Annotated in this window: 22 protein-coding genes and 1 tRNA gene; 12 read left to right on the forward strand and 11 right to left on the reverse strand. The window is 60.7% G+C overall.

The window, feature by feature from the left end; all coding sequences use genetic code 11:
• Positions 1-12: 12 nt before the first annotated feature.
• From FGM15_09445 to FGM15_09455, 3 genes are all read right to left on the reverse strand, one after another.
• The gene (locus tag FGM15_09445) at positions 13-213 is read right to left on the reverse strand and encodes a hypothetical protein (GenBank protein MBU3666081.1); all 201 of its coding nucleotides are present in this window, start codon (positions 211-213) and stop codon (positions 13-15) included.
• Between the two features lie 414 nt (positions 214-627).
• Complete coding sequence (locus FGM15_09450) at positions 628-939, reverse strand: glutaredoxin (protein MBU3666082.1); 312 nt, start codon at positions 937-939, stop codon at positions 628-630.
• 57 nt (positions 940-996) lie between these two features.
• Entirely contained in the window at positions 997-2685 is a 1689-nt protein-coding gene (locus FGM15_09455; GenBank protein MBU3666083.1) for a 30S ribosomal protein S1, read from the reverse strand.
• Between the two features lie 179 nt (positions 2686-2864).
• Here FGM15_09455 and FGM15_09460 point away from each other — a divergent pair, with 179 nt between their 5' ends.
• The 4 genes from FGM15_09460 to FGM15_09475 are packed head-to-tail and all read left to right on the forward strand — an operon-like array spanning position 2865 to position 7312.
• The gene (locus tag FGM15_09460; protein MBU3666084.1) at positions 2865-3860 is read left to right on the forward strand and encodes a zinc-binding dehydrogenase; all 996 of its coding nucleotides are present in this window, start codon (positions 2865-2867) and stop codon (positions 3858-3860) included.
• Between the two features lie 46 nt (positions 3861-3906).
• A complete protein-coding gene (gene gatC, locus FGM15_09465) occupies positions 3907-4197 on the forward strand; it encodes an Asp-tRNA(Asn)/Glu-tRNA(Gln) amidotransferase subunit GatC (GenBank protein MBU3666085.1) in 291 nt (96 codons plus the stop codon).
• Positions 4197-5624 carry an Asp-tRNA(Asn)/Glu-tRNA(Gln) amidotransferase subunit GatA gene (gatA, locus tag FGM15_09470; protein ID MBU3666086.1) on the forward strand — a complete coding sequence of 476 codons (1428 nt, stop codon included), beginning with the start codon at positions 4197-4199 and terminating at the stop codon, positions 5622-5624. Before gatC ends, gatA begins: the two co-directional genes overlap by 1 nt.
• A complete protein-coding gene (locus FGM15_09475) occupies positions 5624-7312 on the forward strand; it encodes a putative transporter (GenBank protein ID MBU3666087.1) in 1689 nt (562 codons plus the stop codon). The genes gatA and FGM15_09475 overlap by 1 nt, the downstream gene beginning before the upstream one ends.
• Positions 7313-7318: 6 nt before the next feature.
• On the opposite strand, the gene FGM15_09480 is transcribed toward FGM15_09475, so the two are convergent.
• Positions 7319-8056 (reverse strand): redoxin domain-containing protein, encoded by a 738-nt coding sequence (locus FGM15_09480; protein MBU3666088.1) that lies wholly within the window; start codon positions 8054-8056, stop codon positions 7319-7321.
• Positions 8057-8074: 18 nt separating this feature from the next.
• Here FGM15_09480 and FGM15_09485 point away from each other — a divergent pair, with 18 nt between their 5' ends.
• Positions 8075-8656, forward strand: a complete 582-nt coding sequence (locus tag FGM15_09485; GenBank protein ID MBU3666089.1) for a hypothetical protein — start codon at positions 8075-8077, stop codon at positions 8654-8656.
• A 55-nt stretch (positions 8657-8711) separates the two neighbouring features.
• On the opposite strand, the gene FGM15_09490 is transcribed toward FGM15_09485, so the two are convergent.
• Positions 8712-9809, reverse strand: coding sequence for a hypothetical protein (locus FGM15_09490; GenBank protein ID MBU3666090.1), 1098 nt, complete (start codon positions 9807-9809; stop codon positions 8712-8714).
• 226 nt (positions 9810-10035) lie between these two features.
• Between FGM15_09490 and FGM15_09495 the strand changes: the two genes are divergently transcribed.
• Positions 10036-10106: transfer RNA gene (locus FGM15_09495), tRNA-Gly, on the forward strand.
• A 47-nt stretch (positions 10107-10153) separates the two neighbouring features.
• On the opposite strand, the gene FGM15_09500 is transcribed toward FGM15_09495, so the two are convergent.
• Both FGM15_09500 and FGM15_09505 read right to left on the reverse strand, forming a co-directional pair.
• Complete coding sequence (locus FGM15_09500; protein ID MBU3666091.1) at positions 10154-10621, reverse strand: type II toxin-antitoxin system VapC family toxin; 468 nt, start codon at positions 10619-10621, stop codon at positions 10154-10156.
• Positions 10618-10854, reverse strand: coding sequence for a hypothetical protein (locus tag FGM15_09505; GenBank protein ID MBU3666092.1), 237 nt, complete (start codon positions 10852-10854; stop codon positions 10618-10620). Before FGM15_09505 ends, FGM15_09500 begins: the two co-directional genes overlap by 4 nt.
• Before the next feature lie 104 nt (positions 10855-10958).
• On the opposite strand from FGM15_09505, the gene FGM15_09510 reads away from it, so the two are divergent.
• Both FGM15_09510 and FGM15_09515 read left to right on the forward strand, forming a co-directional pair.
• The gene (locus tag FGM15_09510) at positions 10959-11459 is read left to right on the forward strand and encodes a hypothetical protein (GenBank protein MBU3666093.1); all 501 of its coding nucleotides are present in this window, start codon (positions 10959-10961) and stop codon (positions 11457-11459) included.
• Positions 11460-11567: 108 nt separating this feature from the next.
• The gene (locus FGM15_09515; protein ID MBU3666094.1) at positions 11568-13520 is read left to right on the forward strand and encodes a S9 family peptidase; all 1953 of its coding nucleotides are present in this window, start codon (positions 11568-11570) and stop codon (positions 13518-13520) included.
• Between the two features lie 126 nt (positions 13521-13646).
• On the opposite strand, the gene FGM15_09520 is transcribed toward FGM15_09515, so the two are convergent.
• From FGM15_09520 to FGM15_09535, 4 genes are read right to left on the reverse strand one after another with little or no spacing between them, the layout of a single operon-like run.
• The gene (locus tag FGM15_09520) at positions 13647-14165 is read right to left on the reverse strand and encodes a hypothetical protein (protein MBU3666095.1); all 519 of its coding nucleotides are present in this window, start codon (positions 14163-14165) and stop codon (positions 13647-13649) included.
• Positions 14146-15255 (reverse strand): lipid-A-disaccharide synthase, encoded by a 1110-nt coding sequence (lpxB, locus tag FGM15_09525; GenBank protein MBU3666096.1) that lies wholly within the window; start codon positions 15253-15255, stop codon positions 14146-14148. Before lpxB ends, FGM15_09520 begins: the two co-directional genes overlap by 20 nt.
• A 4-nt stretch (positions 15256-15259) precedes the next feature.
• On the reverse strand, positions 15260-16198 hold the full coding sequence (locus FGM15_09530) for a Gfo/Idh/MocA family oxidoreductase (protein MBU3666097.1): 939 nt from the start codon (positions 16196-16198) through the stop codon (positions 15260-15262).
• The gene (locus FGM15_09535) at positions 16195-17010 is read right to left on the reverse strand and encodes an LpxI family protein (GenBank protein MBU3666098.1); all 816 of its coding nucleotides are present in this window, start codon (positions 17008-17010) and stop codon (positions 16195-16197) included. Before FGM15_09535 ends, FGM15_09530 begins: the two co-directional genes overlap by 4 nt.
• 41 nt (positions 17011-17051) lie before the next feature.
• On the opposite strand from FGM15_09535, the gene FGM15_09540 reads away from it, so the two are divergent.
• The 4 genes from FGM15_09540 to FGM15_09555 form a co-directional block, all read left to right on the forward strand.
• Entirely contained in the window at positions 17052-18443 is a 1392-nt protein-coding gene (locus FGM15_09540) for a deoxyribodipyrimidine photo-lyase (protein ID MBU3666099.1), read from the forward strand.
• 2 nt (positions 18444-18445) lie between these two features.
• On the forward strand, positions 18446-19180 hold the full coding sequence (locus FGM15_09545) for a 16S rRNA (uracil(1498)-N(3))-methyltransferase (GenBank protein MBU3666100.1): 735 nt from the start codon (positions 18446-18448) through the stop codon (positions 19178-19180).
• Positions 19177-19806, forward strand: a complete 630-nt coding sequence (gene bioD / locus FGM15_09550) for a dethiobiotin synthase (GenBank protein MBU3666101.1) — start codon at positions 19177-19179, stop codon at positions 19804-19806. Before FGM15_09545 ends, bioD begins: the two co-directional genes overlap by 4 nt.
• Before the next feature lie 64 nt (positions 19807-19870).
• Positions 19871-23789, forward strand: a 3919-nt coding sequence (locus tag FGM15_09555) for a hypothetical protein (protein ID MBU3666102.1), incomplete at its 3' end; no start/stop codon positions are given.

Consider the following 23789-nt stretch of genomic DNA (forward strand, 5'->3'; position numbering starts at 1 on the left):
CGCGTCGTGCGTTTAGTAGATAGCTAACGGGAAGCGGTTGGATAGCGCGCGGTGGGAACTGCGATAGGCCTTCGGATGGATGCCGAAGAAGATCTTCAACGCTTCGATATAGGCGTAAAGGCTCGCCAGAAAATAACGACTTCGCTCAGGCGCGGCTCCGACGAAGGCGGCGACGTCGCGCTGGAGTGCATTGTTGGGTGCTACTGCTTCCATAGCTGGCCAGACCTCTCAACGATGCAGTGGTAACAAGCGCTGCTTTTACCGTCTTTGTTATACCAATCATGTTGACCACCAGCGGCCTCGCAGTCCTTCCCCTTCGCAGCGATTCCCAGGTCAATGAGAAGCCACGGTAAACGGCTGCGGACTTTGGTGCGCCACCGGTAGGGACTCGTTGGTTTCATCCTTAGCTTTTATTGCACCCAACAGATAGTATACGACAGCGCGTTAATATTGGGTTTTGCTACTGGTCGCATATTGCTGGGCAGTTAGGAGCAGTTTTCAGGGTTTGGAGTGTGTCCGTGTGGGGCAATCCTGAACCGTTTTTCTTCCTGATTTTGGTGTGAATGGGGAGGCAATAAAAAACCCGCGGCGCGGGCCGCGGGTTTTTTGAAAGCTGGACCAGCCGCCTCAGGCGACGTGCTGCTTTTTGTTCTGGCAGGAGGAATTGATCGGCACCTCGACCGGGGCATCACTGCGCGAAATGCGGTCGTTGGCCACGAGCCAATTCTCCAATTCCTCGCCGCTGATGTCGGGGAGCATGTGCCCGTCGACCACCACGCACGGGGACAACTTTTGTCCGCTGCGCTGTTCCATCTCGGCACGGAACTCGGGGTTTTTCAGGATGTCCTTCTCTTCGTAGGGCAGATCGTATTTGGCCAGAATGGCGCGGACGCCGTTGCTCCAGCCGCACGTGGTTTTGAGGTAGGCGGTGATTTCCATAGTTGGGAAAAAATGCGCGGACGGCGCCGTTTGTCAACGCCGTCCGCGCGGTGAGGTCTATTTCTTTTTGCCTTGGCCCGGGCGGTATTCCTCGAGTTCGGCATTTTCGAAGGCCTGCGCGAGGCCGACCATCTGTTCGCCGGAGCGCAGGGTGCTTTCCATGGCTTCGGATTCCTTGCGCAAGGCTTCCTCGCTATAGTGGGCTGCTTTGATCGAGAGGCCGATGCGGCGCTCGACTTTGTCCACCTTGATGACGCGGGCTTCAACGTCGTCGCCGACCTTGATGACGTCCTTGACCTTGGCCACGTGATCCTCGCTGAGTTGCGAGATGTGGACGAGGCCGTCGATGTCGTGGTCCAGCGCGACGAACGCGCCGAAGTTGGCCAGCTTGGTGACTTTGCCTTTGACCAGATCGCCGATTTTGTAGAGGCGGTCGATTTCCTTCCACGGATCCTCGTCGAGCTGTTTGACGCCGAGCGCGATACGCTGGTTGGCTTTGTCGATGTCGATGACCACGGCTTCGATTTCGTCGCCTTTTTTGAGCACTTCGCTCGGGTGGTTGATCTTGCGCGTCCAGCTGAGGTCGGACACGTGGACCATGCCGTCGATGCCTTCCTCGAGTTCGACGAAAGCGCCGTAGGCGGTCATGTTGCGGACCTTGCCCTTGACCTGCTTGCCGATGATGTAGCGCTGCTCGATCTCGTCCCACGGATTGGGTTCGAGCTGGCGGACACCGAGCGAGATTTTCTGCTCTTCCTTGTTGACGCCGAGCACGACAGCCTCGACTTCCTGCCCTTGGGCGAGGACGTCGGACGGGCGCGTGATGCGCTTGGTCCAGGAAAGCTCGGATACGTGGATGAGGCCTTCGACGCCGGGTTCGATCTCCACGAACGCACCGTAGGGCACAAGGTTGGTAATTTTGCCTTTGACCTTGGTGCCGGTCGGGAAGCGCTCCTCGATTTTGTCCCACGGATTGTTTGTGGTCTGCTTGAGACCGAGGGAGACACGTTCTTTGTCCTTGTTGATTTCGAGCACTTGGAGCGTGATTTCCTGCCCGACCTTGAGCATCTCGCTCGGGTGGGTGAGGCGTCCCCAAGTCATGTCGGTGATGTGGAGAAGGCCGTCCATGCCGCCGAGATCGATGAACGCGCCGAAATCGGTGAGGTTCTTCACCGTGCCGGTGACCATGGCCCCCACATCGGTGCTCTCCATGAATTTCTGCCGCTTCTCCGAACGCTCCTGCTCGATGAGTTCGCGCCGGCTGAGGACGACGTTTTTGCGGTCGTCGTTGAGTTTGACGATTTTGAAATCGTAGGTGTTGCCGACAAACTGGTTGAGGTCCTTCGGCGGGATGATGTCGATCTGCGAGGAGGGAAGGAATGCTTCGACCCCGATGTTGACCAGGAGGCCGCCTTTGACCACGGCTTTGACGCGGCCCTTGATGATGCCCTCGTTTTGGAAAACTTTGCTGATTTTGTCCCAGTTCTGGCGGTAGGCGGCCTTTTCTTTCGAAAGGATGACCATGCCTTCGTCGTTTTCGAGACGGACGAGAAGGACTTCCACTTCATCGCCCACGGCGACTTCCGACGGATCGTCGAACTCGGTGGCGGAGATGGTTCCCTCGGATTTGTAGCCGATGTCGACGAGAAATTCGCGGGGGCGGACTTCCAGGATGCGGCCTTTGACAATGCTGCCTTCTTTGTATTTTTTTGTCGCGTTGGCGATCAGTTCTTGGACTTGCGTCATAACGGGTCCCGCGATGGCGGGAATAAGACTAACTATGGATACCTCGGTTCCGGTTTCGGCTGTTCGCGCCGGGGTCGGTGATCCCATTCGGGGCCGGCCGGAGCGGTCTGGCAGCATGTCAGCCGTGCCGAGGTGGCGCAAGCTGGAAAAAGCGGCGCGTTTTCTCTAGCTTGTTATTCATGGCCATGGAGAAAACTGTCCGCGCGGCGCGCTACCACTGCACGGGTTCGCCGGCGGAGGTGCTGCAGATCGACGAAGTCGCCTGTCCGCCGCCTGCGACGGGCGAAGTTTCCATCCGCATGCGGTGGGCGCCGGTAAATCCTGCGGATCTTAACATGTTGGAGGGCAAATACGGCGAGGCTCGTCCTTTGCCCGACGTGCCGGGCAACGAGGGTGCGGGTGTTGTCACCGCCGTCGGGCTGGGTGTCGATGCCTCATGGATCGGAAAAACCGTGCTTGTGGACCGCGAGGCTTGGCGCGAGGCGGGCAACTGGCCGGCGCAGAATCTCGTTGCGGTGCCGGAAAGTCTCGATGCGCATGCGGCTTGCGTGCTGCGCGTGAACCCGCCGACGGCGTTCCGCCTGCTGCATGACTTTGTCGGGCTTCATGCCGGCGATTGGATCGTCCAGAACGCGGCGACATCCGCCGTGGGTCGCGCGGTGATTGAAATCGCAAAACATCGCGGATGGAAAACGCTAAATGTCGTCCGCCGTCCCGAAGCCGCGGCGCCACTGCGCGAACTCGGCGCCGACGCGGTCGTGGTGGATGGTGAGAATATGGCCGCCGAGGCGGCCGCTTTGCTCGGAGGCTCAAGGCCCCGCCTCGGGCTAAACGCCGTCGGAGGCGCCTCGGCCACGCGTTTGGCCGGCCTGCTCGCGCCCGGCGGAACGCTGGCGACCTACGGCGCGATGAGCAAGGAAGCGCTGAAAATTCCCAACGGTTTTCTCATCTTCCGCGACCTTTGTTTCCGCGGATTCTGGCTTACGCGCTGGCTGAAGACCGCGGACGCCGCGGCGTGCACCTCCATGTTCGGTGAAATATTTCGGCTGGCCGCCGGGGGCTGTTTCCGTCCGCAGATTGCCGCGGAGTTCGCGCTGGAACAAGCGAAGGAAGCGGTCGCGTTGGCCGCCGGCGGAACCGTGCGGGGCAAAGTCCTACTGAAGCTCGCAGCGTGAAACATTTCGACATCGCCGCACCGGGCGATTATCCCAATCTTTTTCCATGAGTGTGCCGCATCTCGATGTCCGTTATGTCGCCGATCTCGTCCGTCTCCGCCTCAGCGCGGAGGAAATTGCCGAGTTCCAGCCGCAGCTGGACCACGTCCTTTCCTACATCGAGCAACTGCGCGAAGTGAACGTGGACGGCATCGAGCCGACGGCGCACGCGTTTCCCGTTTACAATGTTTTCCGCGCCGACGTGCCGCGCGACTGCTTCACCCAGGAGGAAGCAACGGCCAACGCCCCGCATTCGGGCAGCGGGCTCTTTCTTGTTCCGAAGGTAGTGGAGGGCTGATGGATATCTCCGGTCTCACCATTGCCGATGCCCGTCGCCGGTTGAAAGCGAAGGAGCTTTCGCCCGTCGAACTGGTCGATGCGGTCAACGCCGCGATCGAGAAGACCGATCCGCAGATCGGCGGCTATCTTTCGCGCGATTACGAGCGAGCCCGCGCCGCGGCCGCCAAGGCCGACGTCGATTTGCCGCTCGGTGGCATCCCGGTGGCGATCAAGGACGTGATCAACGTCAAGGGCGAGTCCTGCGCTTGCGCATCGAAGATCCTGCAGGGCTACACCGCGCCCTATGACGCGACGGTCATTACCAAATTGCGTGCGGCGGGAGCGATTCCTTTCGGGCGCACCAACATGGACGAGTTCGCCATGGGCTCATCGACCGAGAACTCGTCCGTGGGCATCACGCGCAATCCGCGCGACCCGGATCGGATTCCCGGTGGTTCGAGCGGCGGTTCGGCTGCGGTGGTCGCCGCCGGCGAAGCACTCGCGTCGCTCGGCTCCGACACGGGCGGCTCGATCCGCCAGCCGGCGGCGCTCTGCGGTTGCGTGGGATTGAAACCCAGCTACGGACGCGTTTCCCGTTTTGGCCTGGTCGCTTTCGCATCCTCGCTCGACCAGATCGGCCCCTTCACGCACACGGTGGAAGACGCCGCGCTCGTGTTGCAAGCCATCGCCGGCCACGATTCGAACGATTCGACGACACTCGATCTGCCCGTGCCGGATTATTCGGCGGGACTCAACAACGGCGTGAAAGGGATGAAGCTCGGCGTGCCGAAAGAGTATTTCGTCGATGGCATGGATGAGCAGGTCGAAGCCCGCGTGCGCGAGGCGATCGAGGTTTATCGCGGACTCGGGGCGGAAATCGTCGAAGTCTCTCTGCCGCACACCAAGTATGCCGTGGCCGATTATTACATCATCGCCACGGCGGAAGCTTCGGCGAATCTCGCGCGTTTCGACGGCGTTCGCTACGGACGCCGCGCCTCCGCACCGCAGGATCTGGCCGACCACTACGGGCGCACGCGCGGCGAGGGTTTCGGCCGTGAGGTGAAGCGCCGTATCATCCTCGGCACCTACGTTCTCAGCAGCGGTTATTACGACGCCTACTACCTGCGCGCGCAAAAAGTCCGCACTCTCATCCGCCGCGATTTCGAGGAAGCATTCAAAAAGGTGGACGGCCTGCTTTCCCCGACCTCGCCCGTGCCGGCTTTCAAAATCGGCGAACGCATGTCCGACCCGCTGCAGATGTATCTTGCCGATATTTTCACCATCGCCGCGAACCTCGCCGGTATCTGCGGCATCAGTGTGCCCTGCGGTGATGCCGATGTGGACGGGAAAAAGCTGCCGGTCGGTCTGCAAGTCATGGCCCCGGCCTTCGAAGAAGCCCGTCTGCTGCGTATCGCCCGCGCCTACGAGGCTTCTCGGAAATCGTGATGGGGCATTTTGCTCTGGCGCAGAGCCAGCCCGTCGCGTGGGCCGTGCTTGTGCTGTCGGCTGTGGCCATCGTCGGACTGGCCATCGCTTCGATCAAGGTGCGCGGGGTGGGGATCGGCATCGCCGGTGTTCTCTTCGCCGGAATCATTGCCGGTCATCTGGGTTTTTCCATCGACCACAGCATCATGGAATTTGTCCGCGAGTTCGGTCTGATCCTTTTTGTCTTCACCATCGGCCTGCAACTCGGCCCCAGCTTTTTCGCTTCGTTGCGCAGCCACGGTCTCAAGTTCAACGCGCTGGCCGCCGCAGTGGTCGTGCTCGGCGCAGGGATCACCCTGGCGTTCGCGGCGTTGTCCGGCGTCGATGTGCTCTCCGCCTGCGGTCTTTTCAGCGGCGCAACGACCAACACACCCTCGCTCGGTGCGACGCAGCAGACGGTTTCCGTGCTCGCTTCGCAATCGGGCAGCGCCATCACGCCTGACCGCGCGGCCCTGCCCGCGCTCGCTTACGCGGTCGGCTATCCCGTGGGCGTGTTCGGGATCATCGGAGTGATGTTGTTTTTCCGCAAAGTTTTCCGCGTTGATCTGGGGAAAGAGGTTGCCGCCTTCCGCGCCGAGCAACTCCAAGGGATCGAGCCGCTGGACCGCATGAGCCTCGTGGTGGAAAACGCGAATCTCGACGGAATCGAGATCGGCGACATCCCCGGGCGCCACGAGACAGGCGTGATGGTCTCGCGGATCAAGCGCAACGGTGCCGAGGAGGTGGAGGTCGCTACCGAGCGAACAATCGTGCACAAGGGCGACAAAATCCTCGCCGTGGGCCCGCGGCGCCAGCTCGAAGCTTTCCGCCTCATCGTCGGGCGCGAGAGCAGCGAGAACCTCATGCGCGTTCCGGGGCGGGTGGCGTTCCGCCGAGTTGTCGTCACACGCAAGGAAGTGCTGGGAAAAACCGTCGCCGCGCTGGGACTCGACGTGCTCTACGGTGTGGCCGTCACGCGCGTGTTGCGCGCCGATGTGGAAATGACCGCCGTGCCCGATTTGCAGCTGCAGTTCGGGGACTTCCTGCACGTGGTGGGCGACGAGGACAACATCGCCAAGGCGGCTGATCTGCTCGGAAACTCCCTGCAGGCACTCAACGAGACGAAATTCATCCCGATGTTCGTCGGCATCCTGCTCGGCGTGACTGCGGGGCTGGTGCCGTTCCAGTTCCCCGGTCTGCCCGTGCCCGTGCGTCTCGGGCTGGCCGGGGGGCCGCTTGTGCTCGCGATCCTGCTCGGCCGCATCGGCCGCATCGGGCCGCTCGTGTGGTATATGCCGGCCAACGCGAACTTGGCATTGCGCGAACTCGGCATCGTGCTCTTCCTTGCGTGCGTGGGGTTGAAAGCAGGCGAAAAGTTCGTGCCGACGCTGCTCAGCCACGACGGTCTTTTCTGGCTGGGCGGCGCGTTCGCAATAGCCCTGCTGCCGCTGCTCGCCGTCGGTTTGTTTGCCCGGCTCGCGCTGCGCGTGAACTTCATCGCCATCTGCGGCCTGCTCGCGGGAAGCATGACCGATCCGCCCGCGTTGGCGTTCGCCAACGCGATCAGCAAGTCCGATGCGCCGTCTGTGGCCTACGCGACCGTCTATCCGTTGACCATGCTCCTGCGCATCATATCCGCGCAGATCTTGGTGCTTTTGCTCGCCGGCTGAGGGTGCTCAGGAACCCGCGGGCACGATCTTCTCGATTTTTTCGAGCACCTGCATCGGGGGTTGCCATTCGTTGCCAGCCTGACCCGTCAGGTCCTTGCCGTTCTCGTCGATGAGCACGAGATAGGGAATGCCGTCGGAGGAATATTTCCGGAAGGTCTCGCTCTCAGCTTGGTCGAACTTGACCACAGGCCACGGCATCTTGTCACCTTCGATGTATTCTTTCATCGACGCCTCATCCCTGTCGGAGCTGACAAAAACCAACTCGAAGTTCGGGTGGGTCTTTTTGAAGTCCTTATACCACTCGACCAGCTTGGGCGTGAACATGCGGCAGGGCGGACACCAGTGGGCGGAGAAATAAAGCGCCGTGTATTTCGGCGAATCGCCGGCCGGCACATCGATGAGGTCGCCTTTGATCTCGTCGAAAAATCCGGCTTGTAGTGTGTTGAAAGCGAGGCCGAGGGCCGCGATGGATGTCAGGAGGAGTTTTGTTCTCATCGGCGGGAAGTTGCCCCGCACAACAACTTTTGGCAACTCCTGTGTGGGGCTTGTCCGGTTGTCTTCCGCCTCAACGGGGTGTATTCGTCCGGCGTGCGACTTTTGATCCTGCTGGCGTTTCTCGCCGCACCGGCTTTGGCCTCGCAGCCCATCGCGCGTGAGGAGGGGGCGATTTATCTTTCTGATTTTGATCTTCCGCAGGTGCGTCTGGCCATGCGCCAGGAAGCGCCGTGTTATTTCGAACTCCATGCCCGCCGGTTCGCCGGGATGTTGCGTTATCCGCAGGCGGTCAAGCTGGATGCGGTCGGCCCGGGCGGGATGCTGCGCGTGGTTGGCAATGCGCGCCAAGGCGGTGTCGCAGCGTGGGTTGACCAGGCCTTTCTCAATCCCTTGCCGGAAGGCTTTGTCGAAACGCTGCGCCGCGCGGAGAATCGCCGCAAAGAGGTCGATGCATTGATCGCGCGCAAGGAGATCGCCATCGGCATGACCACCGAAGAAGTGACGCGCAGTCTGGGCAAGCCGCAGAAACGTTCCAGCCGCTCCGGGCGCGAGGGCACGTCGCAAGTCTTCGAATACATCAAATACGAGCTTGTTCCGCAGACGGTCTTCACGCCTTCCTACGCGCAATCCATCACCGGCTACCGCCCTTCGCCGGGAGAGAAGCTCGAGACCGTGGTGATGCGCGGCAACTACGGCTACGGCGCTTCGACCATCTACGTCAAAGTCCCCGTCGGCACGGTGAAAGTGTCATTCGTCAACGGTATCGTCGAGTCAATCGAGCGGTCCGAGGGAACGCTGGCCGGCTCCCACGCCGGGGTCGTCGTCCCGCCGATCGAAGTCGGCTGGTGACTCTCCGCAGTGCGGCGGTTTGCTGCGTCGTGTTCCCCCGCTGCCCGGCCTGCAGCTACCGGGTCTGGTTGCGGAGGATAGTCTCGACCTTGGTCGCCTCGCTCACTTGGAAAGTGGCGATGTTCGTCCAACCTGTCGGCTTGTTCTCGGGGCTGAGCAGATCCCAGACCATCAGATCATACTTCGGGGTTATGATTGTGTTTGTGCCGTAGTTGTTTGTTCCGTGGAATTCCTCCGAAGCTTTGATGATTTGCGGAGCTATCTGCGAGTAGAGAGGGCCAGTCCCATAGCGGGGATAGAATAGATAAAGCCGTCGCGCTTTTCCGGGCAAGCCGCCCCCGCCTTGCGGACTGCGTTCGCGCAGAATGTTAGGAATGCGCAGACCGCCGAGCAACCGCAGCACATTCGCGCCGGTTTTGCTGAATTTGCCCGCAAAGTCCTCGGGCTTATCGAAGTCGTCCGCCCAATACCAACCGTCTTTCGGGTGCGGCCCCCACATGCCCTGTCCGTCCCAGACAATCAACGTGGAACCGGTGACTTTGCCCTCGCTGTCGGTCGGCAAAATGGAATCGGCCGGTTTGTCGGGTTCTCCATGGTAGCACGGCAGCATCGCCAAAAGATCCTTGTCCACCGTCTCGTTCTTTTTTCCCGCTCTTGGACCGTAGGGATTCGTGCCCTTTTTGTCTTTGATCAGCATGACATCCTGAATGCCGAGCGTTTTGATCAGCGGCCAAGCGGTGTCGAAGGGGTTCGGCGTCGGCCAGCCGCCCGACTCATTGTCGGTCCAAGGATCCTTGGTCACCACACGCGCGATCGGCATGAAGTTTTCGCTCTTCAGCAACTCCGGAAGGCTCGTCACCAGAAATGCTGCTTGTTTCTCGCCAAAATCCGAGAGCCCGTGCTGGTGGACTTGGACGTTGGTGCTGTTCGGGAGTGTGTAGTTCGGCCAATTCGGCGCCCAACTCGTTTTCCAATTGTTGAGTGCCGCATTGTTCTTGTCCTTGGCGTCGATGAACGGATCGCGATCTTCCCCGTGCCTGATGACAATCACGACGGGCAGAAGATTGTTTGAGTTGCTGCCTTGCGCTTGGAGGCCGGACGAGCAGGCCAAAAGTCCGAGGACGGCGAGGGGCAATATTTTCGATGTGTTCATTGGGTAGTTGGCTGGGGGACTTGGGTGGATTGTGACAACGAATGTGCCGACGGGGGTTTCCGGCTAAACTTGCCCGCCGAACCTACTCCTCATTCGTCCCCGCGCAACGACATTCGGAACGCCAACTTCGCTGCTGTTGTTGCCATCAAATCCGGACACCCCGTCCGCCGAGTCCCATTTTCCCCTTGCGGCGCAGGACGGTCCGGACAAAATCAACATACACTCCGCGGGTGTAGTTCAATGGTAGAACGGCAGCTTCCCAAGCTGCATACGAGGGTTCGATTCCCTTCACCCGCTTGCGCTAGCCGTTTTTTTCCGGGGTAAATCGCTGACGACAATAAGGGCTATGGTTTTGCTTTTGCCGGCTTCGGCATCGACGGGGGAAGAATTTTCAAGCGTGCCGCTTTGGCGAGCTGCCGCTGGCGCTCGTCGAAAGAACAAAAGGTGTCGGCTCCCAGCGACAGAGCCGATGCTGTTTGCAGGATATCCAACGAGCGCGCTGGAATGGTCGGGGTGTAGCGACGGGAAAGTTCCCGGGCCAGACGGAAAAGTTCGCTCTGCGGCGTGTCGCGCCGCGCGAGAATGCCGCTGGCAAGATCCGCTTCGATCTGGCGAAAGGCGGCATCGTGGGTCGCGCGTGTGATGATTCGCTCGCGAAGCGCGCGCCGGATTGTGTTCGTCACTTCCAACTCCGCCAGCAGCGTGTAGGGGATACTCTCGCGGAACTGCGCCGCGACCGGTAACGCATGCCTGTGAAAGAAATCACCCGGCAACAGCAGCGCCAGCAGGAAACTGGAATCACAAAAAGTCATTCGCCCCGGTCGCGGCAAAGCATCTGCACGGCGCTTTTCTCGTGGCGCCCGGGCGCAGGAGCAGCTCCGCCGAATCTCGCGCGAAAGTCGGGCTTGGAAACGGACGGGCCCGCCGGAAGCAGTCGCGCCACAACGCGCTTGCGTTTGGTGATGGCGATTTCCTGGCCCTCGAAAAGCAGGGCCTGCAAGCTGGGAAATGAGGTGCGAAGGTCGCGGACCGTGGCGGTTTTCATTGTGAATCAAATGTGATTCACATCGCACTGGCTGTCAACCGCGTCCGATGGTATCGATACGGATTTCATTGGCGGACAGTTTTGCGACGGCTTATGCTGTATTTGTGACAGCTCCCCGGCTGGCTCTATCGATCGTGGCAGCGCTGTTGCTTGCTGTCCCCTGTTTCGGACGTCTCGGCGAAACTTTCGATGGTTGCACCAAGCGCTACGGCAAGCATGTGCGGATCAGCAACGATGGCGGGGTCTATGTCTTCGAATCCTCGGGCTTCCGTATTTTTGCAGAATTCGACGACGGAAAAGTGGACCGCATTGCCTACAAAAAACTTCTCCCGACGAAAGACTACGTCGGTCCGCCGCTCCAAATCTCGATGAGCGAAATCCACGAGTTGCTCAACCGGAATTTCGGTGGCGGGAAATGGGAAACGCTTCATCCGGACCTTTACACGGTGGTTTACGAGTGCCCCGACAAAAAAATGTCTGCGGTCTATTCAACGCTGACCGGACGTCTGATCATCTTCACCGAAGCTGCCGGTCAGAATGCGCTCAAGGCCGCCGAGGAAGCTGCCCAGAAACAGCCCGAGGCCGCCGGCTTGGAGGGGTTGTGAGTTCTGCCCGGCTTGGGGCGTGACCGCGCAGGCTACGGCATGTAAACCCGTGCAGGGCTCGCGTCGCGGTTGAACATTCCGGCCGTCTGCAGAGTCTCATCTCAAGTCATGACCCGCCATATTCCGCTTCTCGCGTTGCTTTTGCCTTGTGCCGCCTTCGCCATGGAAATCAACCCTTCAAACCCGCAACCCCCGGTGATTCCTCTTCGGGATTTTTTCCGCAATCCAGTCGGGGCTGCTTACCAGGTCAGCCCCGGCGGCGACTATATTTCATGGCTCGCGCCTTGGGAAAACCGCCTCAACGTCTTCGTCCAGCCGGTCGATGGAAGCGCGAAACCGAGGCGGCTTACCGACGCGACCAAGCGCGACATCGCCGGCTATTTTTGGGCCGCGAAAGATCAGGTGGTCTATTTGCAGGACGACGGCGGGGACGAAAATTTCCACCTCTACGCGGTCAATGCGGATGGCACCGGCAAGCGCGACCTCACGCCGTTCCCGGGTGTCCGGGTGGGCGTGGTCGATGACCTGCGCGATGACGAGGACCATCTTCTCATAAGCATGAACAAGCGCGACGCGCGCGTGTTCGATGTCTTCCGCCTCAACACGCGCAGCGGCGAGATGGAACTCGTGGCCGAAAATCCCGGCAGCGTGTCCTCCTGGGTCACTGACCACGACGGCAAAGTGCGCGCCGCCGTGCAGACCGACGGAGTCAACACAGAAATGCTTTACCGCGAGACCGAGGACCAGCCATTCCGCAAAGTTCTGACCACCGATTTCCGCGAGAGTGTCGATCCGATGTTTTTCACTTACGACAACAAGGAACTTTACGCCACCTCCAACCTCGGGCGCGACAAGGCGGCCATTGTCCGTCTCGACCCTGCGACCGGCAAAGAACTCGAACTGCTTTTCGAGCATCCGGAGGTGGACACCGGTGGTCTTATCGGGTCCGACAAGCGCAAGGTACTCACCGCGGCCGTTTTCACGCGCGACAAGACCGAATACCATTTCTTCGACGAGTGGCGCCGAAATCTGCAGGAAAAGCTCGAGAAAAAGTTTCCCGGCTCCGAGGTTGCGCTCGTCTCCACCAACCGAGACGAGGACAAATTCATCGTCCGCACCCACAGCGACCGCACGCGCGGCGCATTCTGGTTCTACGACGACAAGATCGACGAATTGCGCAAGCTGTCCGATATCTCCCCTTGGCTCGACGAGAATCAACTGGCGCCGATGGTTCCCGTGCGCATCCCCGCGCGCGACGGCCTCGAGTTGCCCGGTTATCTCACGTTGCCGCCCGGGCTTGAGCCGAAAAATCTGCCGGCCGTGCTGTATGTCCACGGCGGACCTTGGGCGCGCGACGCGTGGGGATTCGACGGCACCGCGCAATTCCTCGCCAACCGCGGCTACGCGGTTTTGCAGGTCAACTACCGCGGTTCAACCGGCTACGGCCGTGCGTTTTGGGAAAAAGGCTTCAAGCAATGGGGCAAATCAATGCAGGACGATCTCACCGATGCATCCAAGTGGCTCGTCGAAGAGGGCATCGCCGACCCGAAACGCATCGCGATTTACGGCGGCAGTTACGGCGGCTATGCAGCGCTGGCCGGCATGGCGCTCACCCCCGGAGTCTATGCCGCGGGCATCAGTTTCGTCGGACCTTCCAATTTGTTCACGCTTCTCGCGACTGTCCCGCCTTACTGGGAGCCGATGCGGAAGATGAACTACGAAATGATCGGTGATCCCGAGAAGGAAAAGGAACTGCTCACTGCCGCGTCGCCGCTTTTCTCCGCCGACAAGATCGGAGCCCCGTTGCTCATCGCCCAGGGCGCCAACGATCCGCGGGTGAAAAAGGCCGAAAGCGACCAGATTGTCGAGGCGCTGAAAAGACGCGGGATCGACGTGCCTTACATAGTGAAAAGCAACGAAGGCCATGGCTTCGCCAACGAGGAAAACCGCCTCTACTTCTACCGTGCCGTCGAGCGCTTCCTTGCGCGGCATTTGGGCGGACGCACCGAGCAAAGCGACGAAAAAATCTCGGAGTTGGAATCCTCTTCCTCCGGATCGTAGGCCTGCACGAGGTGTCGGACGTTTGCCGAAGGGCGGTGTCGCGGTTGAACCTCCATCTTCAATTGTTGTGCGAAGAAAAGGCCCCGGGTTTCCCCGGGGCCTGCTTGTTCCCATTGGTTGCCGCGGTCAGGGACTCCTGCTCAGGTAGAGCAGCGCCCATGCAGACGGTGCACATCCCTCAGTGGTTTCGTTGTGCCACGAGAGGTTGAGGTTGTCGCACAGCGTCGAGAGCAAGGCGTAGGTATAGCCCGTGGGCAACGGACCCCCGCCGAGCGCGTTTTCGGCCGCTGCGAGGATCTGGCGCACCGTGAACCCGCTTAGCGCATCGCCCGGGTTCTTGTAATACAAGTCGCCCAGACCTGCGGGTGTCGCGCCGCCGTCGCTGAGCGCGATATTCAGCTTCAGCGCGAGAACTTGCCCGCCGAAGACGCCGGAAGACGAATTCGTCGGATCGACCAAATCGGCGGTGAGTTTGTTCGGCATGCCTCCGGCCGGAAGGTAGTCCTGCACTGCAAGCGCCGAACTGAACTTCGTCGAGTGGCCGCCGCTTCCTGGGGTGCCGACCTCCACGCCAAAGCCCCGTAACAACTGCTCGATACGGCAGATGGTTTCCCTCGCAAGCTGCCTAAGGGAGCGCCAATGCATTAAGAATTGCGCGGGCGGGTGTCGTTGAGGAGGGGGTGATGAGTTGGGCGCGGACGGCGGTGAATTCATCCCGCATCGAGCGGCGGCAGGATACGTCATCGAGGAGTCGCAGTGCTTCGGAGGCGAGGGAATCCGGCGTGGCGTCGTGCTGGATGAACTCTTTGACGATTTCTTTCCCGGCCAAGAGGTTGGCCATGCCGAGATAGGGGACTTTCACGACGGCGCGGCCGACGATGTAGGTGAGGGGAGCGATTTTGTAAACCAGGGCGTAGGGGAGTCCGCACAATGTCGCCTCGAGCGTGGCCGTTCCGGAGGCAACGAGTCCTGCGGATGCGGTGAGCATGAGATCGCCGGCGTTGCGCAGGCCGATATCGCAGCCCACGCCGGCCTTTGCCGCCATGCCGCGCATGAGGATTTGCAATTTCTCCGAGGAGGCCGCGGAAGCGAAGACGGTTCGCGGACGGCGTGCGAGAATCTGCTTCGCGGCACCGAGCATGACGGGAAAAATTTTGCGCACTTCTCGCTCGCGGCTGCCCGGAAGAAGCGCAAGCAGATCGGGGTTGCGCGCTTCGTCGCCGGCGGGTTCGATCTTTGCGGCCATGGGATGTCCGACAAAATCGGTGTGAAGCCCGGATTTTTCGTAGAGGTCCTTTTCAAACGGGAAAATGCAAAACATGCGATCCAGCCAGCGGGCCATGCGTGGGATGCGGGCGCGGTTCCATGCCCAGACCTGCGGGCTGATGTAGTAGAGGAGCTTGAGCGCGGGACGGCGGGGTTGGAGCGCTTTCGCCATGCGCAGGTTGAAGCCGGGGTAATCAACGAAAAGCACAGCATCCGGCTTTTCGAGGGCAAGTTGATCAAGGGCCTCGCGGAATTTTCTTCTGAACCATCCGTAGCGGCGCAGAACATCCCAAAGTCCGACCACGGCGGCGTCGTGGGTCCAATCCTCGACCTGCGGGGAAAGTGCGTGCAGTTTCGGTCCCCCGAGACCGGCGATTTCGAGGCCCGGCCGGAGGGATTCCAATTCAGACAGCAGTGCGGCGGCGTGCGTGTCGCCGCTCGTTTCACCGGCGATGACGAAGATGCGCATGGAATCAGGCAGCCAGCTGAGGTGCGCGTTCGGCGATCTGGCGGGTGATTTGCAGCGCGAGATCGAGGGCGGCGACGGCTTCGCTGCCGCCGACTTTCGGTTGCACGCCGGCGCGGGCGCAATCGACGAAGTGGCGGAGTTCGCGCAGGAGGGGTTCGCCCTTTTCGATGGCCACGCGTTCGCGGACGATTTTTCCATCCTTCAGCCGATACATCTTCGCCGTTTGTTTTTGATAGTTGAGCGAGAGGTAGGCGTCTTCTTGGAACAGGCGGATCTCGCGCATTTTTTTCATGCTGATGCGGCTGGCAGTGACGTTGGCCACGCATCCGTTGGCAAAATGCATGCGCACGCTGGCGATATCTTCGCTCTTGCTCAAGACGGCGACGCCGACCGCGTCGATGCTCGTCACCGGCGAGCGCACGAGATGGAGTATGATTTCGAGGTCGTGGATCATCACGTCGAGGACCACGCCGATGTCGAGACTGCGTCCGGGGTAGGGCGAGAGGCGCGTGACTTCGAGGAAACGCGGACGGTTGAGGCGCTGCTCCAGTGCGTCGAGTGCGGGGTTGAAGCGCTCGATGTGGCCGACTTGGAGCACAAGGCCGCGCTGGCGCGCGAGATCAGCCATTTCGGCGGCGTGGGCCGGGTTGTCGGCGATCGGTTTTTCGACGAGCACATGGCGTCCGGCACCGAGCAGCTTCATCACGATTTCGTGGTGGAGATTCGTCGGCGCCGCCACGGACACCGCATCGCAGCGTGCGATGAGATCGTCGAGCGAAGACGCGACCGCTCCGCCGTATTTGCGCACGGCACGTTCCGCCGCGGCGGGATTCGCGTCGTAAACAGCCGCGAGTTCGGCGTTGCCGAGCTCGCTGTAAATTCGCGCGTGGTTCCATCCCATGCTCCCGACACCGACAACGCCCGCGCGAAGTTTGCCGCTCATGACCGCACTCCGATGAGGGTGATTTTGTGTTCGGCCGCGAGCGCTTGCACGCGCTCGGGGTCGATGAGCAGGGTGCGGCCGGCTTCGACGGCGAGGGCGGACAAGCCCGATTGCGCGCCGGCTTCCATGGTGAGCGGACCGACCACGGGGACGTCGAATCGGAAGTCTTGGTCCGGCTTCGAGACTTTCACGGCAACGGCCTGGCCGCGACCGAGGAGCGCGCCGCGCTTGATGGCCTCGTTGGTTCCCTCGAAACCCTCGACGGCGAGCACGGTGCCGTTGCGGACGACAACGGTCTGCCCGATATCCAGACGGCTGACTTCCTTGGCGATGCGAAGTCCGAAGGCGATGTCTTCGTTCGTGCGGCGGCGCGGTTTCGGGCCGGCGAAATGTCCCTCCGGGGCGAGGAACTCCCCGACAAAAGTGGTGGCAGGGAGCAGTTCGACGCCCGCTTTGTCGAGCGAGTCGGCCACCGCGCCGAAGAGCGTTTCGGCATTGCGCTCCTTGAGTTTCGCAAGCAGCAGAAGCGCGGCGAAGTCGGGTCGCAGATCGAAGAGATTTTTCGGCGCTATCTGGCCGGCCATCATGGCGTGCTTGGCGCCGGTTTCCTTGGCGTAGGCAAGCAATTTGCCGAGCTGACCCACGTGGTGCCAGCGGATGTCATCCACTTCGCCCGCGAGTGCAGGATCTGTTTCATTGTGGAATCCCACGACGCAAATCCGCTTCACGCCGGCGCGACGAGCGGCTGCAACGAGCTGGAACGGGTAGCGGCCGTTGCCGGCAATAATCAGGAGCGGGTCAGGTATGCTCAAGGCGCTGGATTCTCGCGTCGCGGGCGGGCATTGTCGAGGCGATGAAGACGGCTATTCACTGGTTCCGTAGGGATCTGCGCATCACAGACAACACGGCGCTGGCGGCCGCGGCGAAGGAGGCGGAGCAGGTGGTGCCGGTTTATGTGGCCAGCGATTGGAAAAAAAAGCACCGGTGGACGGGCGCGCCGCGGCAGACTTTTCTTTGCGGGTCTCTGGCGGCGTTGGACGGAAATCTACGCGCGATCGGGAGCCGTCTCGTTATCCGCGAGGGCGATGCCGTTGCGCAGCTGGCCGATCTGGTTCGCGAGACGAAGGCGGACGCGGTGTTTGCCAACCGTGATCCGGATCCCTTCGGGCGTGCGCAGGAGGAAAAGTTGTCCGCGGCGTTGGCCGCTGCGGGGTGTGAATTGCGCATGTTCAAGGATGCGGCGGTCCATGAGCGCGACGAGGTGAAGACGGGGGAGGGCGGGAATTTCCGCGTGTTCACGCCTTACTCGAAAGCCTGGGCCAAGCTCGCAAAAGCCGCAGCCGGTCCGGCGCTGAAAAAGCTCAACACGCCGGGCGGTATCAGGAGCGCGGCATTGCCGACGCCGGCGCATTGGGGATTGGCTGAATTCACCGGCGGGGTCGAAGCGGGTGAAAAGGCGGCGCGAGCACGGTTGAAAAAATTCCTTTCGGGCCCGATCCATTGCTATGGCGCGACGCGCGACTTGATGGGTGAAGACGGAACGTCGCGCTTGTCGCAGGATTTGCGTCACGGACTGTTGTCGATCAGGGAAGTCTATCACCGTGCAAAGGAGGCTGCGGAGGGGGCCGATGCCAACGGGCGCAACAGCGTGTGGAAATACATCGCCGAGCTGATCTGGCGGGAATTTTATTTCCAAATCCTCTGGCACTACCCGGAAGTTCTCGAGCACGAGTTCAATCCGAAATACCGCGGAATGGAATGGGATCACGACGGGGTGAAATACCGCGCGTGGTGCGAGGGCCTGACCGGTTTTCCGATCGTCGATGCGGCAATGCGCCAACTCAACGAGACCGGCTACATGCACAACCGTTCGCGCATGATCGCGGCGATGTTCCTCACCAAGGACCTGCATCTCGACTGGAGGATGGGGGAGCAATATTTCATGCAGCGCTTGATCGACGGCGAGATCGCAAGCAACAACGGCGGCTGGCAGTGGAGCGCGGGCACGGGGGCGGACGCCGCTCCTTACTTCCGTATCCAGAACCCCTGGAGCCAGACGGCGCGCTATGATGCCGAAGGCAAATACATCAAGCAATGGGTGCCGGAACTGCGCGATGTGCCGGCGAAGGCCTTCCTCGAGCCGCCGGCGGACGGCAAGGCGCTGGCGAAAGGATATCCGCTGCCGATGGTGGATCACGCGACCGAGCGCGACGAAACGCTGCGGCGGTTCAAGGTGGTGGCGTGACCATGGCGCGGTTTTTTGTCCCGGTGGATCGGTGGGATTCGGGGCTATTGCCCGAAAGTGAAGCCCGCCATGCCGCACAAGTTTTGCGTCTGGGTTCGGGCGACCGGGCGGTGATCTTCGACGGCGCCGGGCGCGCGGCGGACGTGGAATTGGAGAACGCCGGCAAAAAGCACGCAGGATTCCGCGTGCTGCGCGAGTGGCGCGAAGAGCGCCCACGCCCGGAAATCCATCTCATCGCGGCATTGATCAAAAACGAGCGCTTCGATTGGCTCGTGCAGAAGGCGACCGAACTCGGCGCGGCATCGATCCGTCCGGTCGCGGCCGGGCGCAGCGTGGTGAAGCTCGGCGGCAAGGATGCGGAAAAGCGCCGCGCAAAGTGGACGCAAGTGGCCGTCGAAGCGGCGAAGCAGTGCGGCCATCTGGTGTTGCCGGAGATTTTTTCCGTCGCGCGGGCTGAGGACGCTTTCCGCGATTCTCCTGAGGGATTGAAGGGGATTCCGGCTATCCACGCCAAAGGCGCGATGTTGGGTAATTTTTTCGCGGGAACGCCCGGCAACGTGACCTTTGCGATCGGCCCCGAGGGCGATTGGACGGACGATGAAATGGCGGCCGCGCAAGCGGCGGGATTCGTGCCGCTCGATCTTGGACGCCATGTGCTGCGCAGCGAAACGGCGGCGCTCTACGCGCTGGGCGCGGCGGCGCATCATTTTCTCGGCGGGGTTGGGGGGATGGCATGAACTATTTCATCACCGGCACAGATACCGATTGTGGGAAGACATTCGTTACCGCGCTGCTCGTGCGTGCAGCGCGTGAAGCGGGGATCGACGCGGTGGGCGCAAAACCGTTTTGTTGCGGCCCGCGTGACGACGCGGAAATTCTCGCTGCTGCTTCGGGCAACACAGAGCCGCTTGATGCACTTAATCCCGTGTGGTTCCAAACGCCCGCCGCACCCATGGCATGCGAGCTGCTCGGTGAGAAACCTTCTGACTACGGATCAGTTGTTCCGGCAATGCGGGAGCTTGCCGCGCGGCATGGGCAAATTTTTTGCGAAGGAGCGGGGGGGTGGTTGGTGCCGTTGCGGAAAGGGTTCACCATGGCCGATTTTGCGGTGGAGTTGGGTTGGCCGGTGATTGTCGTCGTGCGCAACAAGCTCGGGGCTCTCAACCATGCTCTTCTGACGGTTGAAAATGTGCGCTCCAAGGGGCTTCCGCTTGCGGGTTTCATTCTCAACAATGCAGATGGTCTTTCCGATGCCGCTGCACGGACAAACCGCATAATCTTGGAGGAATGTGTCGGACGTCCTCTGCTCGCCGAGGTGGGGCCCCGGGAAGATCGGATCGATCTGCCGCGCAGTCTTCTTTGAGAGTGCTGCTGCGCATTTGTTGAAAACTCCAAGCACCTCGGCGTTTTTTGTGTAGGATTATGCGATGTGCCCCTCGGGAGCGTTGCTGCGGTTGTCTGCCTTCGCGGCACTTTCGTGGTTTGTTGCAGGTCATTTATCGGCACAGACGGCCGAGTCCAACGGCACGGTAAGGATCGAGGCGGAATCGCCGACGACGAATATCCCGCGAACAGTGAGCGATCCGGTCAGTGGCGTAACGAACAATTACGCTTGGACAAACTCCACGGCCATTGGCGGCTACGGCGGCACCGGGCTTATGCAGGTGTTGCCGAACGATGCGATGACGGTGGCAAGCAACTGGACGTCCGCATCACCTGAACTCCGATACACCGTTAACTTCACCAACACCGGCGCTTATTATGTTTGGGTGCGCGGCTATGCAGAGTCCGCCGAATCACTCTCCGTTTATATCGGACTCGATGGGGCAAGCCCGTCCGCCGCGCAGATCGATCTGCCGAAAACCGGCGCTTGGTCGTGGTCGAATGCCGCGGCGGGATCTGCTGTGCCCGTGGCCGTGACGGTGAATACCACGGGCACGCACACGCTGAACATTTGGATGCGCGATGCGGGGTTCGCCTTGGACAAGATGGTCGTCACGTTGGATGCGGGCTATTCGCCGGAATATTCCGCCGACTTCTGGCGCAACCAGAGCATCTACCAAATCATCACCGACCGGTTTTTTGACGGCGATTCTTCCAACAACAATTCTTTGCCGAACTATGGACCGACAATCAGCAACCAAGCGCATGGCGGCGATTTTAAAGGCATAGAGAAGAAGCTCGACTACATCAAGGCGCTCGGGGCGACGGCGATCTGGATTTCGCCGGTGGTCAAGAATGCCAACGGCGACTATCACGGCTATGCTGCGACGGATTTCTATGCGGTGAATCCGCGCATGGGAACACTGACCGACCTTCAACGCCTTGTCGCCGAGGCGCACAAACGCGGGATCCTTGTGATCAACGATGTGGTCGTCAACCACGGTAGCACGTTGGTTGACAGCGGGGACGCTGGCTGGGCGAACTTCGTCTATCCGCCTTCCGGCTACAACCTGCGCTACAACAACTGGTTTAACCAGCAATACGCGGCACCTTTTGCCAACACGAACCTCACCACTGCGTTCGGAAATACGAGCCTGTCCAACATCTTCCACAACAATGGCGGCACGCAGAATTGGACGGACTCCACGCAGGTGGAATTGGGCGAGTTGGCCTCGCTCGACGACTTCCGGACAGAGTCGTCCTATGTGCGCGCGAAGATGAAAGAAATTTGGAGCTATTGGATCAGCACGGCCGGTTTCGACGCCTACCGCATCGACACGGTCAAGCACGTCGAGATGGGATTTTGGGACGAATGGTCGCCCGCCGTTCGCGCTGCTGCACAGGCCGCAGACAAACCGAATTTTTTCCAATTCGGCGAGGTGTTCGATGGCAATGACAGCAAAGTAGGCGCCTACACCGGCACCAAATCCGGCGGGAACTACAAAATGGAAAGTGCGCTCGACTACCCGCTCTACTACCAAGTCGGCAGCGTCTTCGCGACTGCCTCAGGTAACACGGGCCAGATCGAGGGTCGTTACAACAACCTGACCACGGCGAATTACGACACATCAGCCCTCAACTCGCTCGTTCTCAACCTCGACAACCACGACAACCCGCGCTTCCTGAGCACGGCGATCGGCGGCAACACAGCGCGTCTCGAGGTGGCACTCGCGTTTCTTTACACGTCGCGCGGAATTCCCAGCCTTTACTACGGAACGGAGCAGGATTTCGACGGAGGTGCTGATCCGTGGAACCGCGAGGACATGTTCGACGGACAATTCGAAGGCGGACCGTCCAACGGCGACAACTTCAACATGACCAGCACGCGTTTCAAGTTGGTCGCAAAGTTGAACAACCTGCGCCGACTTTATCCTTCCTTGCGCACGGGATCGCATAACAACCTTTGGGCGAACTATACCGCGCCCGGGCTTCTCGCCTACGCGCGCCGCCTCGGCACCGAGGAGGTCTACGTCGCACTGAACACCTCGGGCACATCGCAAACCATCGGGGAGCGCCCAACGATCCATCCCGCAGGAACGGTTTTGGTCAACGTCCTCAACCCATCGGAAACATTAGTGACCGGCACCAACGGAATTCAGTCTATCGTGATGCCGGCGACGTCTTACAAAATGTTTGTCGCACAGTCGCAGCACAAGGCCCTCTCGCCCGTGGTCAACACGGTTTCCCCCGCGCACGACGCGGCCGGCATCTCGCCCGCTGCGGCCATTTCCGTGACCTTTGATCGGGCAATGAATCCGACCACAACGCAGGCATCGTTTTCCACCGCGCCGCTCACGACTGGAACTTTTGCGTGGAGCGCCGGCAACACGGTGATGACTTACAAGCCGTCGTCAAACATGGCGGGGACAACGCTTTATGGCGTGCGGATTGAAAGCACTGCAACCGATGCGAACGGTCTGGCGATGTTCGCGCCGTTCGAGGCGCGGTTTACCACAGGTGCAGCATCGACGACGGCGCCTCCGTCTATCAACTCGGTCACATTCTCCGGCGTGACAACCTCAAGCGCACTGCTTGGCACGACGGTCACGCCGAACGGCGACGCAACATCGGTGGTGTTCGAATATGGCACAACGGCGTCTTACGGCGTAGCCACAAGTTCGCAAGGTATCGGCAGTGGAAATTCCTCGGTGGCGACCAGTGCCACGCTCAGCGGATTGCAACCCGGCACCACGTATCACTTCCGCGTGGTTGCCGCCAACTCGCAGGACACAACCTACGGTCCGGACACGACATTCACCACGGATGCGCTGCTGCCTGCTGTCGCGACAACGCCGGCTTCTTACATCTCAACGACATCGGCGAGTTTGAATGGCGACGTGAATCCGAACGGCCTGCCGACGAGCATCTGGTTCGAATACGGGGTGAAATCCGATACGCTTACAACTACGACGGCTGTGCAAGATGCTGGGTCCGGCATCGGCCCTGTCGGAAAGTGGGCGTCGGTCCCGGGCCTGGCGCCTGAAACAACATATTATTTTCGCATCGTGGCACAGACCGGAACAAGCGTGGTGCGCGGATCAATTTTGTCCTTCACCACCTTGCCGGCGAAACCGACGCTCAACGCCGTGTCCGCGCAGAACGTTGTTCCGACGGGCGCGACCCTCACGGCCACGGTCAATCCAAACAGCACGGATTCCAAGCTGTGGTTCGAATACGGCATCGACGCGAATTACGGATCGACGACGACGCAACAAAACGTCCTCGGCTCCAGCGCATCACCAGTCGCACTTGCGGCTGATTTGACCGGTCTCGATTTCGGGCAGACCTACCACTATCGCCCTGTTGCTCAGAACAGTTTCGGCGTGACCTACGGAATGGATCAGACATTCACAACGGGATATCCGCCACCGAGTGTCACAACCGGTCCGGTGACCGCGACGACCACCAACTCGGCCAGCCTTTCCGGGACGGTAAACCCCAACGGACCCGAGACAATTTACTGGTTCGAATACGGGACAAGCACGGCTTACGGCGCCAGCACCAAGGCCGGCGCGAGCGACAATCTTGAGTCCTACACAACGTCCACATTGGTCTATTCCTCGACCGCAACCAATGCCACGGTGACGGCTAATGGGGGCACTGGCTTCGGACAATTCACCAGCTATGTCAGGACAACGTCGGCGAGCACAACCAACCCCAGTCGCGGCGGAATCCGTTGCGTGACGACCAACAGCATCAACGGCACGGCCGGACGTCAGATTGACGGAAACAATTCGCTTGGAGTTTATGCCGGTTCCTCCACGACCTCCGGAACGCATTCCGGATACCGGTTGCTGACCACCCCGCGCCAGTTCGGTCAGGTGAGCTTCTCCGTGCGTTTCGATATAAGTAATGTGAAGGGGTTCACTGGCATCAACCTCAAGTCGGCGAACGGAACCACCT

The organism is Chthoniobacterales bacterium (assembly GCA_018883245.1).
Lineage (GTDB): Bacteria > Verrucomicrobiota > Verrucomicrobiia > Chthoniobacterales > JACTMZ01 > JACTMZ01.